The sequence below is a fragment of the Halobacillus massiliensis genome (genome assembly GCF_900166625.1).
GTDB classification, from domain to species: Bacteria; Bacillota; Bacilli; order Bacillales; family Halobacillaceae; genus Halobacillus_A; species Halobacillus_A massiliensis.
In genome coordinates this window covers 255,208-270,600 of record NZ_LT800499.1, presented here as the reverse complement: position 1 = coordinate 270,600, position 15,393 = coordinate 255,208, and the positions used below count along the sequence as shown (strand labels likewise).

12 protein-coding genes and 1 riboswitch are annotated in these 15,393 nt (G+C 44.2%); of the genes, 7 read left to right on the top strand and 5 right to left on the bottom strand.

Going from position 1 to position 15,393, the window contains the following annotated elements; all coding sequences use genetic code 11:
* Positions 1-106: 106 nt before the first annotated feature.
* Positions 107-287: riboswitch (Lysine riboswitch) on the top strand.
* A gap of 133 nt (positions 288-420) precedes the next feature.
* The 7 genes from dapA (at position 421) to B7E06_RS01485 (ending at position 9,243) form a co-directional block, all read left to right on the top strand.
* Positions 421-1,308, top strand: coding sequence for a 4-hydroxy-tetrahydrodipicolinate synthase (gene dapA, locus B7E06_RS01515; RefSeq protein WP_082232202.1), 888 nt, complete (start codon positions 421-423; stop codon positions 1,306-1,308).
* A 578-nt stretch (positions 1,309-1,886) separates the two neighbouring features.
* The gene (locus B7E06_RS01510) at positions 1,887-2,354 is read left to right on the top strand and encodes a divergent PAP2 family protein (protein WP_082232201.1); all 468 of its coding nucleotides are present in this window, start codon (positions 1,887-1,889) and stop codon (positions 2,352-2,354) included.
* 232 nt (positions 2,355-2,586) lie between these two features.
* Positions 2,587-3,789, top strand: a complete 1,203-nt coding sequence (locus B7E06_RS01505; protein ID WP_143414432.1) for a M20 metallopeptidase family protein — start codon at positions 2,587-2,589, stop codon at positions 3,787-3,789.
* Positions 3,789-5,090, top strand: coding sequence for an amidohydrolase (locus tag B7E06_RS01500; RefSeq protein ID WP_082232200.1), 1,302 nt, complete (start codon positions 3,789-3,791; stop codon positions 5,088-5,090). Before B7E06_RS01505 ends, B7E06_RS01500 begins: the two co-directional genes overlap by 1 nt.
* Complete coding sequence (locus B7E06_RS01495; protein ID WP_082232199.1) at positions 5,083-6,330, top strand: M20 family metallo-hydrolase; 1,248 nt, start codon at positions 5,083-5,085, stop codon at positions 6,328-6,330. The genes B7E06_RS01500 and B7E06_RS01495 overlap by 8 nt, the downstream gene beginning before the upstream one ends.
* Complete coding sequence (locus B7E06_RS01490) at positions 6,327-7,637, top strand: helix-turn-helix domain-containing protein (protein WP_082232198.1); 1,311 nt, start codon at positions 6,327-6,329, stop codon at positions 7,635-7,637. The genes B7E06_RS01495 and B7E06_RS01490 overlap by 4 nt, the downstream gene beginning before the upstream one ends.
* Before the next feature lie 85 nt (positions 7,638-7,722).
* Positions 7,723-9,243, top strand: a complete 1,521-nt coding sequence (locus B7E06_RS01485) for an AbgT family transporter (protein WP_082235860.1) — start codon at positions 7,723-7,725, stop codon at positions 9,241-9,243.
* Positions 9,244-9,489: 246 nt separating this feature from the next.
* On the opposite strand, the gene B7E06_RS01480 is transcribed toward B7E06_RS01485, so the two are convergent.
* From B7E06_RS01480 to B7E06_RS01460, 5 genes are all read right to left on the bottom strand, one after another.
* Complete coding sequence (locus tag B7E06_RS01480; protein ID WP_082235859.1) at positions 9,490-10,563, bottom strand: branched-chain amino acid aminotransferase; 1,074 nt, start codon at positions 10,561-10,563, stop codon at positions 9,490-9,492.
* 871 nt (positions 10,564-11,434) lie between these two features.
* Positions 11,435-12,718 (bottom strand): GntP family permease, encoded by a 1,284-nt coding sequence (locus B7E06_RS01475; protein ID WP_082232197.1) that lies wholly within the window; start codon positions 12,716-12,718, stop codon positions 11,435-11,437.
* A gap of 21 nt (positions 12,719-12,739) precedes the next feature.
* On the bottom strand, positions 12,740-13,918 hold the full coding sequence (locus B7E06_RS01470; RefSeq protein ID WP_082232196.1) for an acetyl-CoA C-acetyltransferase: 1,179 nt from the start codon (positions 13,916-13,918) through the stop codon (positions 12,740-12,742).
* 16 nt (positions 13,919-13,934) lie between these two features.
* A complete protein-coding gene (locus B7E06_RS01465; RefSeq protein WP_082232195.1) occupies positions 13,935-14,705 on the bottom strand; it encodes a 3-hydroxybutyrate dehydrogenase in 771 nt (256 codons plus the stop codon).
* 12 nt (positions 14,706-14,717) lie between these two features.
* Entirely contained in the window at positions 14,718-15,383 is a 666-nt protein-coding gene (locus B7E06_RS01460; protein WP_082232194.1) for a 3-oxoacid CoA-transferase subunit B, read from the bottom strand.
* Between the last annotated feature and the right edge of the window lie 10 nt (positions 15,384-15,393).

Here is a 15,393-nt window from a genome sequence, read left to right as displayed (position 1 = left end):
ATAAACTTTTCCCATTATATTCAAAAAAAGTACGATTTACCCCTTGTAGTTACGCTTAATTTTTGATATAGTTCAGGCAACTAAATATTTCTTTCTTCAAATATGAAGAGAGGATAGAGGTGCGAAGACCATTAGTACACAATGCGAGGGGATGAGACCCTGGGACCATTGTGAAAAGGGGGATTTGCCGAAGCTGGAGAGAGTCTCATAATCTCATAAGGCTGGTTCTGTTATTGAATAAGTACAGGACTGTCATATAGGAGACTATATGGAGGGCTATCTGACGCGGAAACGATTATAAGAAGTTGTTTCTCAGCAGCAGCGTACCCTCGCTGTTGCTTTTTTGTGGTTATACCTTAACGTTAATGGCCTGTCACCTTCATATTAAGAACAAAAAATTTTACAAAAGGGTGTGTAATTATGAACTTTGGCCAAGTGTTAACAGCCATGGTGACTCCGTTTGATGCAAACGGCGAAATTGATTTCAACGCAACGAGGGCATTAGTCAATCATTTAATTACAAACGGTTCGGACGGTTTAGTAGTCGGTGGAACGACAGGAGAATCTCCTACACTGACAAAGGAAGAGAAAATTCAGCTCTTTCAATATGTCGTTCAAGTCGCGAATAATCGTGTCCCTGTTATTGCCGGTACCGGCTCTAACAATACGAGAGCATCTATTGAACTTACCCAGCAGGCTGAAAAAACAGGAGTCGATGCAATTATGCTCGTCACTCCTTATTATAATAAACCTTCACAGGAAGGTTTATATCAGCATTTCCAAACGATTGCAGCAGCTACTTCCCTGCCTGTCATGCTTTATAACATACCAAGCCGCAGCGCCGTAAATATGGCTCCGGAAACCATTATCCGGCTTTCCCAGATTGAAAACATCGTATCAGTAAAAGAATCAAGCGGCGACCTGGATGCTGTTACACACATTATCAGCCAGACACCGAATGACTTTTCTGTCTACAGCGGAGATGACAGCCTCACTTTGCCAATGATGGCAGTTGGAGGAGCTGGCATCGTATCTGTTTCCTCCCACGTGCTTGGTAACGAAATGAAACATATGGTGAACAGCTTCCTTGAAGGCGATGTTCAATATGCAGCTAACCTGCATGGAAAACTTCTGCCAGCCATGAAAGCTTTATTTGCCCAGCCAAGTCCTGCCCCGGTGAAAGCAGCACTTAACATGACAGGCGTTCCTGTCGGCGGTGTCCGTCTTCCGCTCGTTGAACTGACGGCTGAAGAGAGACATGCACTCGCCCAATTTATTCCTCACGGACATAAAGAGTACGCCATATAATTTTTGAAAGAGAGCCGAAATACGGCTCTCTTTTTATTTTGCTGATATTAGGCGAATCGGGCTGGAGGGATCCAGACAGCTTTTTGAAGATAGCGGGAGGTTTGCGCTTCTTTTGGTCTCTATCGGTGGTGCTTCTTCGCCTTTCGATGTTTCGAGAGTCTTTATCGGCGGGACCGCTCTCCCTTTCAGCTATTCTCGGCTCTTTCGACCATTCTTCCTCGCGTTTTGACGCTTAGAGATACTTTATCGGCGGTCCTGCGCTCTCTTTCGGCGCTTCTAAGCTCTTTTGACCGTTCCCCTTCTCCTTTTGACGCTTCGCGATACTTTATCCGCGGTCCTGCGCTCTCTTTCAGCGCTTCTAAGCTCTTTTGACCGTTCCCCTTCTCCTTTCGATGCTTCGAGAAGCTTTATTGGAGGTCCTGCTATCCCTTTCGGCGCTTTTGAGCTCTAATGAAACTTCCAGCAACTCCGTTTAGTCTCTTTAACAATTCCCCCTCCTCCAAGGTCATTAGAAGGAATAAAAAACCTTCCGTTAGGGAAAGAATCTATAATAGATTTTTTATGGAAGGGGCCAGATAATGAATAGAGGAATTGTTACAGCTATATCAGCAATAGGAATCGCACAAGGACTTAAAATAATTACGAACAAACGGCTGACTGGGAAATGGGATTGGCGGCCGATCATTCAGACCGGTGGAATGCCGAGCTCTCACTCTGCTGGAGTGGCTTCGCTCGCCACGTACATAGCCGCCAATCGGGGAACAGGGCATATTGAAACTGCTCTTGCCGTTGTGTTTGGGTCAATCGTTATGTATGACGCCCAGGGAATCCGCCGGCATACTGGAGAAATCGCACAGCTCGTTAACGATTTGGAAGACCACTTTGGGGAAATTTCAGAGAAGTATCCAAGTATTGATTTTGATTTTGTAGAACGGGAAAAAGAGCTGAAAGAAAAGCTCGGTCACCAGCCGATCGAGGTTCTTGGGGGAGGTATTTTCGGAATACTTTACGGCTTAATATCGGCCAAATTAGAGGATAGAAAATAGAATAAAATGGTAAAACCTTCTTTTCGTTTTTATTCGGGAAGAAGTTTTTTTATTTTCTTTATTCTTTTCAAAAGTGTGTATTACCAAGCTTCCATTTAATTTTTCCAGGAGGAGATTTGTTAATTTTCACAACATTTTGTCTAATAAGGGATGATTTTCTTTTATCTTCTGTTATAATCTTAATTAACGGAATATTAAAGGACAATGTCCTTAAATAACAGGAGGATCATTTTTGACTGCCATCAAAGAACTAATCTCAACAATTGAAAATGAAATTATAAATATTAGAAGAACATTACATCAACATCCAGAATTAAGTAATGAAGAATATCAGACCTCCTCTCTCATTAAAGAAAAATTAACGGAATTTGGCATCCAATGGAGGGATGGATTTGCAAAAACCGGGGTGCTCGGAATTATTCATGGGGATCACCCGGGCCAAACAGTAGCACTGCGTGCAGACATGGATGCATTGCCGATTCAGGAAGTTAATCGTTTTGAATTTTCTTCAAAACAGCCTGGCAAAATGCATGCTTGCGGTCATGATGCCCATACAGCTATGCTGCTGGGCGCGGGCTATGCACTCAGCCGACTGAAACATGAAATTAAAGGAACGGTTCTTTTAGTGTTTCAGCCAGCTGAAGAGGTTTCTCCTTATGGAGGTGCTAAGCCTATGATGGATGCCGGCGTTTTCGACGAGTTTAAGCCAGATGTCATTTATGGACAGCATGTCTGGCCAAGCCTCCCTGTGGGACAGATGGGGATACGCGACAAAGAAATGATGGGAGCGTCGGATCGTTTTAAAGTTACAATTAAAGGCCGCGGCGGACATGCCAGCATGCCTCATGATGGAAATGATGCGTTGATCATGACAAACCAGGTGATTTCGTCTCTGCAGACAATTGTCAGCAGAAACGTTAATCCTTTGGAATCGGCCGTTGTTACAATTGGTAAAATCGAAGGCGGCTACAGCTATAACGTTATTCCTGATCAAGTGACTTTTGAAGGAACAGTAAGAACCTACAAAAAAGAAGTCAAAAACCTTGTGAAAGACAGGTTTCATACAATTATTAAACAAACAGTGGAAGCTTTTAACGGTGAAGCAGTGATTGATTATTACGACGGTTATCCAGCCACGATTAATACACCTAAATGGGCCCAGCTGGCAAGAGATTCAGCCAGAAACCTGCTTGGAGAAGATTCTGTACCAGAAGTCGCTCCGGCACTAGCCGGTGAAGATTTTTCCCGCTTTCTGCTGGAATATCCAGGTGCTTTCATCTGGCTGGGTACACAGATTGAGGATCAGCCGAATCAAAAGCCTTTACATGATCCAGGCTTCAAGATTAATGAAAAAGCTCTTCCTATCGGCAGCAGCTATTTAACACAGGTAGCGATTGATACTTTAAACAAACTTCATAAAGAAAGGGTGTCCTGATGTCTTCCGAGCTATTTCTTGACAATATGAAGCCCCGGCTTATTGAATGGCGCCGTAAACTACACGAACAGCCGGAGCTTGGCTTTATGGAATATGAAACGACAGCTTTTCTTGCTGAAACACTAAATGAGCTGGGGTTTCAAATTTATGCAGGTAAAGATGCTGTAGAGAGCGAGTCCCGTTATGGAGTCCCACCATCTGAAGAATTGAAGAAAGCAGAACAATCCGCTCGAGAAGCCGGGGTTTCAGAACAATTAATGAACCTAATGGAAGGCGGACATACCGGATTAGTCGCTGTTTGGGATACGAACAAGGATGGAAAACATAGCGCCTTTCGCTTCGATATTGATGCCCTGCCTATTGAAGAAGCCGAGACCGATAATCATTTCCCTTTTAAGCATAGCTTTTTATCACAGCGAAAAGGTGTCATGCATGCTTGTGCACATGATGGCCACACAGCGACTGGTTTAGGATTGGCTCACTACATTGCCGAAAACCACGCGCAGCTAAACGGCACATTTACGCTGCTGTTCCAGCCTGCTGAAGAAGGCGGACGTGGAGCAAAAGCAATGACAGACAAAGGCTGGCTAAGTGATGTCGACCGCTTTTATTCCGGCCATATTGGAATCCAGCAGCTCCCTGTAGGCACGATTGCAGCCTCAACCAGGGGATTCCTGGCGTCATCCAAGCTGAATGCTGCTTTTACTGGTCAATCCTCACATGCTGGAATGAAGCCCGAAGATGGCCGTAATGCTTTACTGGCTGCTGCATCAGCAGCCACTCAAGTTTATGCCATCCCAAGACACAGTGAAGGTGTAAACCGCGTCAATGTAGGGAAGCTGCAAGCCGGAAGCGGACGGAACATCATTGCTGATAAAGGATATATGGAGCTTGAAACCCGCGGAGAAACACAGGCCATCAATGAATACATGCAAACACAGGCTAAGCGTATCCTTCAGTCAGCTGCTGACATGCACGATGTAGATGTAACTATCGAATTCGTAGGTCAGACCGAAGAAATAGTATGCAGCGAGGAACTGATCTCCTCCATTACAACCGCCTGTGAAGAAAGCCGATATATTCAGAAGGTAGATCATTTTGCTAAGGTTTCCGGTTCTGAAGATGCAAGTTTTATGATAAATGAAGTTCAATCAAACGGCGGACAGGCGACATATATGCTTTTTGGCACTCCTCTCCCCGCTAATCACCACGCTCCGCTGTTTGATTTTGATGAACATGTGCTCGTAACCGCACTGGAAACCTATATACAAATTGTTAAAGGAGGTCACTCTGTTGCATAAATGGCTGGAAACGCATTTAAATCAACTTAATGTAGTAAATCAAATGGACTTTGAAAAAGGATTTACAAGGCTGGGCTACAGTACGGAAGAAATGCAGGCACACGAAGAATTTAAAAAGATTGCTCAGGATTTAAATCTGAATGTAACAAGAGATGCTGCCGGCAATCTTTGGGCGGTTTGGGAAGTAGAGAAACAAGCCCCGCTCATCGCTATAGGCTCCCACCTGGATACGGTTCATTCAGGAGGAGGTTTTGACGGAGCTGCCGGTGTCCTCACAGGATTAGCGGCAATCAAGCATTTAAAAGATTCAGGTTTCTCCCCAAAGAAAAATCTAGCGGTCGTCTGTTTTGCTTCAGAAGAATCTGCACGGTTTGGAATTTCTACAATTGGAAGCAAAGCGGTATCAGGTCTGCTCGATAAAACCAGCTTAGAACAGATCACAGATGCAAACGGCATTTCTATAAGAGAGGCTGTCGAATCTTTTGACCTGTCATGGGAAAACATCGAGCAAGCCGAGCGTGATCATAATTTCTTGGAGAGCTTTATCGAACTGCACATTGAACAGGGGACCCGGATTGAGGATCAAGCGAAAGATATTGGAGTGGTTCGCGGCATTGCCTGTCCCATCCGTTTAAAAGTAACAGCTTCCGGCATGGCCAACCATACAGGTACAACTCCAATGAACCGGCGGGCTGACGCATTTGCCGCCATTGCTCCGCTAATACGTTATGTCGAGGAACAAGCTCATATCATTAACGAAGAACAGAAGGTCCCTTTAGTTGCTACTGTGAGTACCATCCACCTCTCCCCTAATGCCTTGACCATTATTCCTGAAGAAGTGGAGCTTGGCATAGATATTCGCAGTGTAGACGACCGTTTAAAAAATAAAATGGCCGCAAAGATTCAGCAATTTTGTGAAGAAACAGAGAAAGACCGGCCAGGCGTCTCCATTCAATTAGATAAGCTCGTCGATAACGCCTCTGTTTTTCTTGATGATGAAGTACAAAGAAAGTTAACAGCTGCCAGCCGCCAGTTAGGAATGGAACATTTACTGCTGGACAGCGGAGCAGGTCATGATGTCATGAATATGACCCACAAATGGCCTTCAGGACTTCTCTTTATCCCTTGTGAAAAAGGGATCAGTCACCACCCTAAAGAATTCGCCTCTACAGATGATCTTTGGAAAGGAACACAGGTCCTTGCTCAGTATCTTAAGAATGAAGCAGGTGGATTATCATGAAAACCACAATTGGTGTCATTGCTCCCCACGATTCCTTAGAGAGAATCATGTATGTGGCGAAAGAATTTGAAGATATCACATTTGTGCCCCATGCCTATAATCAGCTGGAGGAAGTCCGCACGATATTAACCAATCATCGTTATGAAGTTGATCAGTGGCTGTTCTCAGGGGTTTTGAATCATACGTATGCAATGGAAAACAAACTGATTACCGAGCAAGAGGGGGCGTTTCCTCCCCTTCACGGGTCCAGCTTTTTCGGCATTCTGCTGGAAGCACAGCTTGCTATAAATAAAGTCTGCCGCCGATTCAGTATCGATACGATTGCAGATGAAGAGTTTGAAAAAATTCTGTCTTTCTACCAGCTCGAAAACCTATCCTATTATAATCATCCATTTGAAAGTGGAAAAAGTTCCGAGGAGCTTATTGAGTTTCATGCCGATTTATTCAATGAAAGAAAAACAGAAGTAGTGATTACATCCATTAAAGATGTATATGAAACTTTAAAGAGTCAGAATATTCCTGTATTTCGAGTGACACCTTCCTATCTCTCTATTAAAATGATTATTCAGTTTCTTGAAGAGCGCGCCCAGTCTAAACTTTACCGCAATTCCCAAGTGGCTGTAATCGGATGCCGGGTTGAAATGAGTCCAAACCAGCTCGACGAAAACTATTATTCGTTTAAAACGAAATATCAAGAACTTGATGTGAGACGTCAGCTCCTTGCTATTGCTGAAAAAACAAATGGGTCTGTTATGCAGATGGGAGACGGATTATTCTTTATTTTTACAACGCGGGGTGAACTAAGTGCAGAATCCGATTCAGACATTTTTACCTTAATCGAAGAAATTCGGATGCAGACAAACTTGCAGGCTAAAGTCTCTGTCGGCTACGGGGAAACCGTCCTCCAGGCAGAGCAGAATGTGAGGCTTGGGTTCCGGCATATTAAAGAATATGAAAAACCAGTCATCCTCGTCGTAGACGAAGACCAGTCCATTTCATTAAAGGAACAAAGAAAAGAGATCAATTACCAGACTTCTGAAGTAGGCTCCGCCTGGAAGGAAAGAATTAAACAGGCTCACTTGAGTCCTGGAGTTATTTCAAAAATAGCGGCTTATTCTAAACAGTACGGACGAGACCGATTTTCTTCTCAGGATCTCGCCCGCTGGCTGAAAAGCTCGGAAAGAAACGGACGAAGAATTCTAACTGAAATGGAGCGAGCTGGTATCGTTGAACAGGCCGGAGAATCTCAATCCGGAGAGAGAGGACGTCCGAGGAAAGTCTATCAATTTGTAACAGGTGAATCATAAATGACACTCTAATTCGGAAGGTTAAAGGAAAATTTCCAAAAATAAGAAAAGGGTGAGGAATATGAGTCAATTAAAGAAAGAGGAAATGCATCACAAAGAGAAAAAAACTTCAGTTTTAGAAAAATTTCTTAATGGGATTGAAAAGGTGGGAAACAAGCTTCCCGAACCTTTTATGCTCTTCGTTTACCTGGCAGGATTTACAATTCTATTTTCCTGGATTATTTCTCAATTTGGTGTAACCGTTCAGGAACCAGGCACTGGAGAAGAAGTTGCTATCAAAAGCTTAGTTTCTGGAGAAGGATTAGAATTCATCCTCACCTCTATGCTGGACAACTTTACCGGCTTCGCTCCCCTCGGTTTAGTATTAGCCATGATGCTTGGGATAGGGCTGGCTGATAAAGTCGGCTTACTCGAAACCGCTATTAAAAGTACGATTCTTAAAGCACCTAAATCATTGGTCACATATGCGATTATTCTTGTAGGGATACTTGGCAACATCGCTTCAGATGCAGCCTTTGTAATCATTCCCCCTTTAGCTGCCATGGTATTTTACACGATTGGTCGTCACCCGCTTGCCGGGTTAGCTGCCGGATTTGCTGGTGTAGGTTCAGGTTTCACAGCAAATTTTATTATTACAGGAACAGATGCCCTGTTAGCCGGAATTTCTACTGAAGTTATGCAAAGCATGGATTCTAATATTGTCGTAACCCCTGTAGACAACTGGTACTTTATGATTGCCTCTGTTATTGTCCTCTCCATTACTGGTGCGCTGATCACTGAAAAAATTATCGAACCCCGCTTAGGGAAATATAAAGGCGAGGCTGGAAGCGAGCTAAAAGCCAGTTCCGCTGTGGAAATGAGGGGCTTCCGAAATTCTATAATTGCCGGTTTTATCTTTATTGCTCTGCTTATAACTGCCATTGCCTGGCCGAATTCTGCCCTTAGAGGTGAAGAAGGAGGGCTGGTTCCTTCTCCATTCCTTGATGGAATTGTTCCTATTATTCTCTTCTTCTTCATTATCATTGGCATTGTTTATGGTGTAACAGTAAAAAAGATCAAATCTACACGTGACATTTCTGGATTTATGGGTGAAGCGATGAAGGATATGTCCGGTTTTATCGTTCTTATCTTTGCCGCTGCTCAGTTCATCGCGTACTTTGACTGGACCAATATAGGTACATGGATTGCGGTCAGCGGGGCTGACACTCTGCAAGCTATGAATATGACAGGCCTTCCCGTTGTCGTTGGCTTTTCCATACTAACCGCTTTTATGAACCTGTTAATCTTCAGCGGTTCTGCCCAATGGGCACTGGAAGCTCCTATTTTCCTGCAGATGTTTTATCTATTAGACTATCATCCGGCTTTTATCCAGATGGCTTACCGTATTGCTGACTCATCTACGAATATCATTACACCAATGAACCCTTACATCATTGTAGTTCTGGCGTTTATGAAAGAATACAACAAAAAGGCTGGATTAGGCACGCTTATTTCTCTTATGCTGCCATACAGTATTATTTTCTTCGTCATTTGGATTATTTTGCTGATTGCTTTTGCCGTTCTTGGAATTCCGTTTGGTCCTGGAATTCATATGTATATGAATTAGTGTAAGAAAAGTAGACTGTTCCGATTACTGTAGAAATAGCTGGGAAAACACTCGCTTTCCGCGGGGAGCCGGTGAGCTAGCTCGCTGCAATCGCGGATCTCACCTTGGCTCTACCTCCCTGCAGTAAGTCTCGCCATTTCCCAGACTTTTTACTACTGATAGGGAAACGGAATACATTTATCATAGCACCAAAATAAATTTCTTTTACAAAAAAACCAGGCTGGAGTTCAGCCTGGTTTTACCTTTTTATTTCACTTCTACTACCCATTCATAGCGATCTTCCAGTTTTCCTTTTTGAATGCCTGTGATCGTGTCATAAAGCTTTTGAGACAGCTCTCCGATTACGTTATTATTAATAGTCATCTTACGCCCCTGCCAGTTCAATTCGCCAACAGGTGAAATGACTGCAGCTGTACCCGTCCCAAATGCTTCTTCTACTTCCCCTCTTTCATAGGCTTCATAAACTTCATCAATTGAAATCTTCCGTTCTGTGACAGGAACGCCCCATTCTCGTAAAACTTCTAAAATGGACATTCTTGTGATTCCTTTAAGGATACTGCCGCTTAATTCTGGGGTAATCACTTCCCCGTTAATTTTAAAGAAGATATTCATACTGCCGACTTCTTCTATGTACCGCTTTTCGATACCATCAAGCCAAAGAACGTCTGCACTTCCTTCTTGATAGGCTTTAGCTTGAGCCTGATAGCCCGAGGAATAGTTACCGGCTGTCTTTGCCATACCGGTTCCGCCTTTGACAGCACGGGTGAATTTATCCTCTACTTTAATTTTCACAGGATGTATTCCGCCGGAAAAGTAAGAACCTACCGGAGAAAGGATAATCATAAACTTATAGGTTTTTGATGGAGCAACGGCAAGATTTGGAGCTGTTGCTATAATAAATGGACGAATATATAGTGAGGTTCCCTCTGTTGTCGGAACCCAGTCCTTTTCAAGATTGATTAGTTCTGTAAGATAACTCAGAACTTTGTCTTCATCAATCGGCGGAATACTTAAACGGTCGCTTGATTGATTTAAACGTTTGAAGTTTTCCTTTGGACGGAAAAGCAGAATGTTATCGTTGTCCCCGCGGTATGCCTTCAATCCTTCAAAAACGGTTTGGCCATAATGAAAAATCATCGCGGCCGGATCTAAGGTGATCGGCTCATAAGGTACGATTCTTGGTTCGAACCAGCCTTTTCCTTCTTCGTAATCCATTACAAACATATGGTCAGTGAATGTTGTGCCAAATGGGATTTGGTCCTGTGTCGGTTTTGGTTTTCGATCGTTGCTTTTTGCAATGGTCAATTCTTGGTCTGTCATCATCTTCCTTGGCTCCTTCTTGTCTGTATTAGCGTCTAAGTGAAAGAGACGCAATATTAGTACTATTGTACGCCCAAGTGAAGGTTTTTTAAAGGTTTCCGGCTTAAGATTCTGTTTTACGTTTAAGCAGTACAGAAAAAAAGGATTTCCAATTATAGAAATCCTTTAATTTAGTGTTATATGGTAAATTTTATAATACAGATAGACTGTTCGAAAGCAGCCTGTTCCGTTTATCAAGTACGTAGAAAAGCGGCTGATAAATAGCTCCCCTTTCCGCGGGGAGCCGGTGAGCTAGCTCGTTACACTCGCGGATCTCACCATGGCTCTATCTCCCTGCAGGAGTCTCACCATTTCCCAGCCTATTTAACGTTGATGGTGTAAACGGAACCCAAAGGTTGGAGGAACATTCTCTACCTTACTCCTTTTACGTTAACGTTCCGTTACTCCAAAAAACATAAAGGACCAGGGAAACGGCAAGACTCCTATGGGAGGATAGAATAGGGTGAGATCCCGGAGGGCTAAAAGCCCGAGGAAGCTCACCGTTCGCCCATGGAAAGCGAGTCTTTCCCCAGGTCCGATTCTCTTTATCAAGGGAAACGGAACAAGGGAATTCCCTCCAACTTTCTATCGGATTTTTTCCTCGCTATTCCAATGTTTCTTTACTTTAATAATCATAAAGTGCCGGAGGAAACGGCGAGACTTCCTATGGGAGGATAGAACAAGGTGAGATCCCGGAGGGCAAAGCCCGAGGAAGCTTACCGTTCGCCCATGGAAAGCGAGTTATTTCCCCTGGCCCGCCCCTCTTTATCAAGGGAAACGGAACAAGGGAATTCCCTCCAGCTTTCTATCAAATTTCCAGCATTTATAAACCTTATAAAATACCAATAGAAGAAAGTAAGATTACAACGGCAACAGAAATTACTGGAATTAAGACAGCGACAACGAAGATATCCTTATAGCTGTCTTTATGTGACATGCCTGTAATCGTAAGGAGCGTTAAAACAGCTCCATTATGAGGCAGGGCATCGAGTCCTCCTGAAGATAATGAGGCTACTCTATGGAAAGCCTCTGGACTTATTCCACTGTTCATGGCAATTTCATAGTATTTCGATCCAAGCGCCTCAAGGGCAATCCCCATACCGCCTGATGCAGAGCCTGTCGCCCCAGCAAGCACGTTTACGGCCACAGCTTCTGAGATAAGCGGATTTCCCTTAATCCCCATTAACACCTCGGTCAGGCGTTCAAAACCGGGCACCGCTTTTACGACTGTTCCAAAACCAACCGCTGCACTTGTATTAATAATCGCAATAACTGATCCTCCTGCTCCACTGTTAAGGGATTTTGTAAACCCTTTGAACTGTTGTACGTTAAGAAGCATAATGAGTACAATTCCTGAAATTAATGCTGTAACAATATCCCACTTCAACAGGTTGAGCGTAATCAAAACGGTGAGCAGCGGCAGTAAGGATAAAATAAAGTTAGGAGCTTTCCCGTTTTCTTTCGTAATCTTATTATCCTTCGGTTCGGTGAAATTTTCTCCTTTTGCTGTGAGCTGCTTCTCACGCCAGCGGAGATAAAAATAGCCCCCTCCTGCCATGATAATAGCAGCAATAATTCCCATCACAGGCGCTGCTGCGGCGTCTGTTTTGAAGTATTCCATCGGGATCAGGTTTTGAATCTGTGGTGTCCCTGGAATAGCCGTCATTGTGAATGTAAAGGCGCCCAGTGCTACAGTCGCCGGGATTAACCGGCGGCTGATATTGGCTTCTCTAAAAAGTGATAATGCTAAAGGATATACGGCGAATACGACAACGAATAAACTTACTCCCCCGTATGTTAAAACCGCAGCTGAAACGAGTACTCCTAAAATCGCCCGTTTCGTACCGACCAGCTTAGTTAAAGCAACAGCAACCGTTCGGGCCATGCCCGTATCCTCCATGAGTTTTCCGAAGATGGCACCGAGCATAAAGACTGGAAACCAGTCTTTCGCAAAGCCGACGAATCCTTCCATGTACGTATTTTTATAGGCATCGAGAAGATCGAGTCCCCCGGTTACCGCAACAACTCCGGCTGCAATCGGTGCGACCCAGATGATCGACCATCCTAAATAAGCCAGAGCCATTAAGACAACAAGTCCTAGTAATATGCCAAGCATAGATAATCTCCCCCTTTATTTTTATAAAGCTTCAACGATCATGGCGATTCCCTGTCCGCCGCCAATACAAAGCGAAGCTGCACCATATTTATTGTTACGGCGTTTCAGCTCTTTAATTAATGAATACAATACTCGTGTACCGCTTGCACCAATCGGGTGTCCGAGTGCGACTGCTCCGCCGTTAACGTTCACTTTCTCACGATCAAGCCCCAGCTCTTTTTCTACGGCTAAGTACTGGGAAGCAAACGCTTCGTTTACTTCAATTAAATCCATATCCTCAAGCGTAAGAGCTGCTGACTGTAAAGCTTTCTTAATGGCGGAGACTGGTCCGATGCCCATATAAGCTGGATCTACCCCTGCTACTCCCCAGGAAATGATTCTCGCGATCGGGGTGCTGTTATTAGCTCTGACAAAATCTTCACTTGCTGCAACGACTGCACCAGCTCCGTCGTTAATTCCACTCGCGTTTCCTCCGGTTACACTGCCGTCCTTTTTAAAAGCAGGCTTTAAAGCCGAAAGCCCTTCTGGCGTTGTATCTTCACGGATATGCTCATCTTCCGTTACTTCCAATGTCCCTTTACGGCTTTTGATTTCTACGGCTGTAATTTCCTCAGCCAGCCTTCCTTCTCTTCTTGCCGCTGCCGCCCGCTTATGGCTTATAGCGGCATAGGCATCCTGTTCTTCACGGCTGATTTCGTATTTCTCTGCAAGGTTTTCCGCTGTTACCCCCATTCCGCAGCCTATGTATTCATCGGTTAAGGCCGCCCACAGCATATCGTCCATCTTCGGTGTGCCAAGTTTTGTTCCAAAACGGCTCCCTCTTAGGGCATAAGGTGAAAGGCTCATGTTTTCCACCCCTCCGGCTAATGCCGCTTCACCTTCGCCTAATTGAATCGACTGGGCAGCTGAAACAACAGCCTGGAGGCCTGACCCGCACAGCCGGTTAACTGTAAGCGCCGGGCTGCTTTGAGGGACTCCGGTGTTTAAGGCAATATGCCTTGAAAGATAGGGAGCATTCTTAGCGGAGTGAATCACATTTCCAATTACAGAAAAGTCTATCTGCTCAGGAGAAATTCCGCTTCTTCTGATGGCTTCTTTACTTGCCGTCACCCCAAGCGTCGTTGGATCTAAATCTTTTAACTTGCCTCCAAAACTGCCAAACGGGGTGCGGGCGCCTTCTAAAATATATACTTCTCTCATTGAACATCCTCCTTTATTATTGGGCTGTATAACCGCCATCTAGAACGACTGCCTGGCCTGTAACACCTCTTGCTTTTTCACTTGCTAAAAACATCGTATAGTCGGCAATTTCCTCAACAGAAAGCAGCCGTTTCTGAGGAACTAGCGGATAAATAACCTCTTCTAAAACTTTTTCAAGGGAAACCCCGCGGTTGGACGCTAAATCTTCCAACTGGTTTCTAACTAATGGTGTGTCGACATAGCCAGGGCAGATCGCATTAACCGTAACCCCATGTTCGGCTCCTTCCAACGCTGCCACTTTTGTTAAGCCGATTACACCATGCTTGGAACTGTTATAGGCTGCCTTCCCGGCAAAACCAATTAACCCGTTAATAGATGCCATATTAATAATCCGCCCAAATCCCTGCTTCTTCATAATTGGAAAAGCGTGCTTTATCGCCATAAATGGGGCGACCAGCATCACATCTGTAATAAAACGGAACTTCTCGGTAGGAAACTCTTCAATTGAAGCGACATGCTGCAGGCCGGCATTGTTAATTAACACGTCAAGACGTCCATAAGTTGTGATCGTTTCATCAATGCAATTCTTCAGCTCTTCTTCCTTTGTGACATCACACTTAAGACCGATACATTCACAGCCTTTTTTCTTTAGAGTTTCGGCTGCCTCTTTGACTTTCTCTTCATTTACATCGCTAAGAACCACCTTTGCTCCTTCCTTTGCAAAAGCCGTACCAATTTGATAACCAATTCCGCTGGCAGCACCTGTAATAAAAACAACTTGACTCATCTGTAAAACCTCCTAATTATTAGTCAGTAACTTTTCGCTGACGTGCAATTCAGCTTCAGTCGAAGCTTTTACTCCTTCTATTGAAAAACCATTGAGCACTTCGATCAATTCTAGGCCTTCTGACGTGACATCAATCACTGCCCGATCGGTAATAATACGGTCTACTACTCCTTGACCGGTTAACGGCAGGCTGCAGGCCTTTAAAATCTTCGGCTCCCCGTGTTTATTGACATGATCCATGATGATAACAATCTTTTTCGCTCCGTGAACGATATCCATTGCTCCACCCATGCCTTTAATCATTTTTCCGGGAATCATCCAGTTGGCAAGATCTCCTGTTTCAGAAACTTCCATTCCTCCGAGTATGGCCAGGTCGAGGTGTTCTCCGCGGATCATGGCAAAAGATTCTGCACTGTCACAATAGGACGCTCCTATCGCTTCTGTTACGGTTTCTTTTCCGGCGTTGATTAAATCAGGATCAACCTCTTCTTCATAAGGAGACCGTCCAATCCCGAGCAGGCCATTTTCTGACTGCAGGACAACTTCTTTATCACCCTGAATATAATTCGCAACCATTGTCGGCATACCAATGCCCAGGTTCACATAGTAACCGCTTTCAATTTCCTGTTCAGCTCGACGGGCAATCTGCTCCCTCACTTTAGCTCTATCTAATTTCATTATTTTCCCC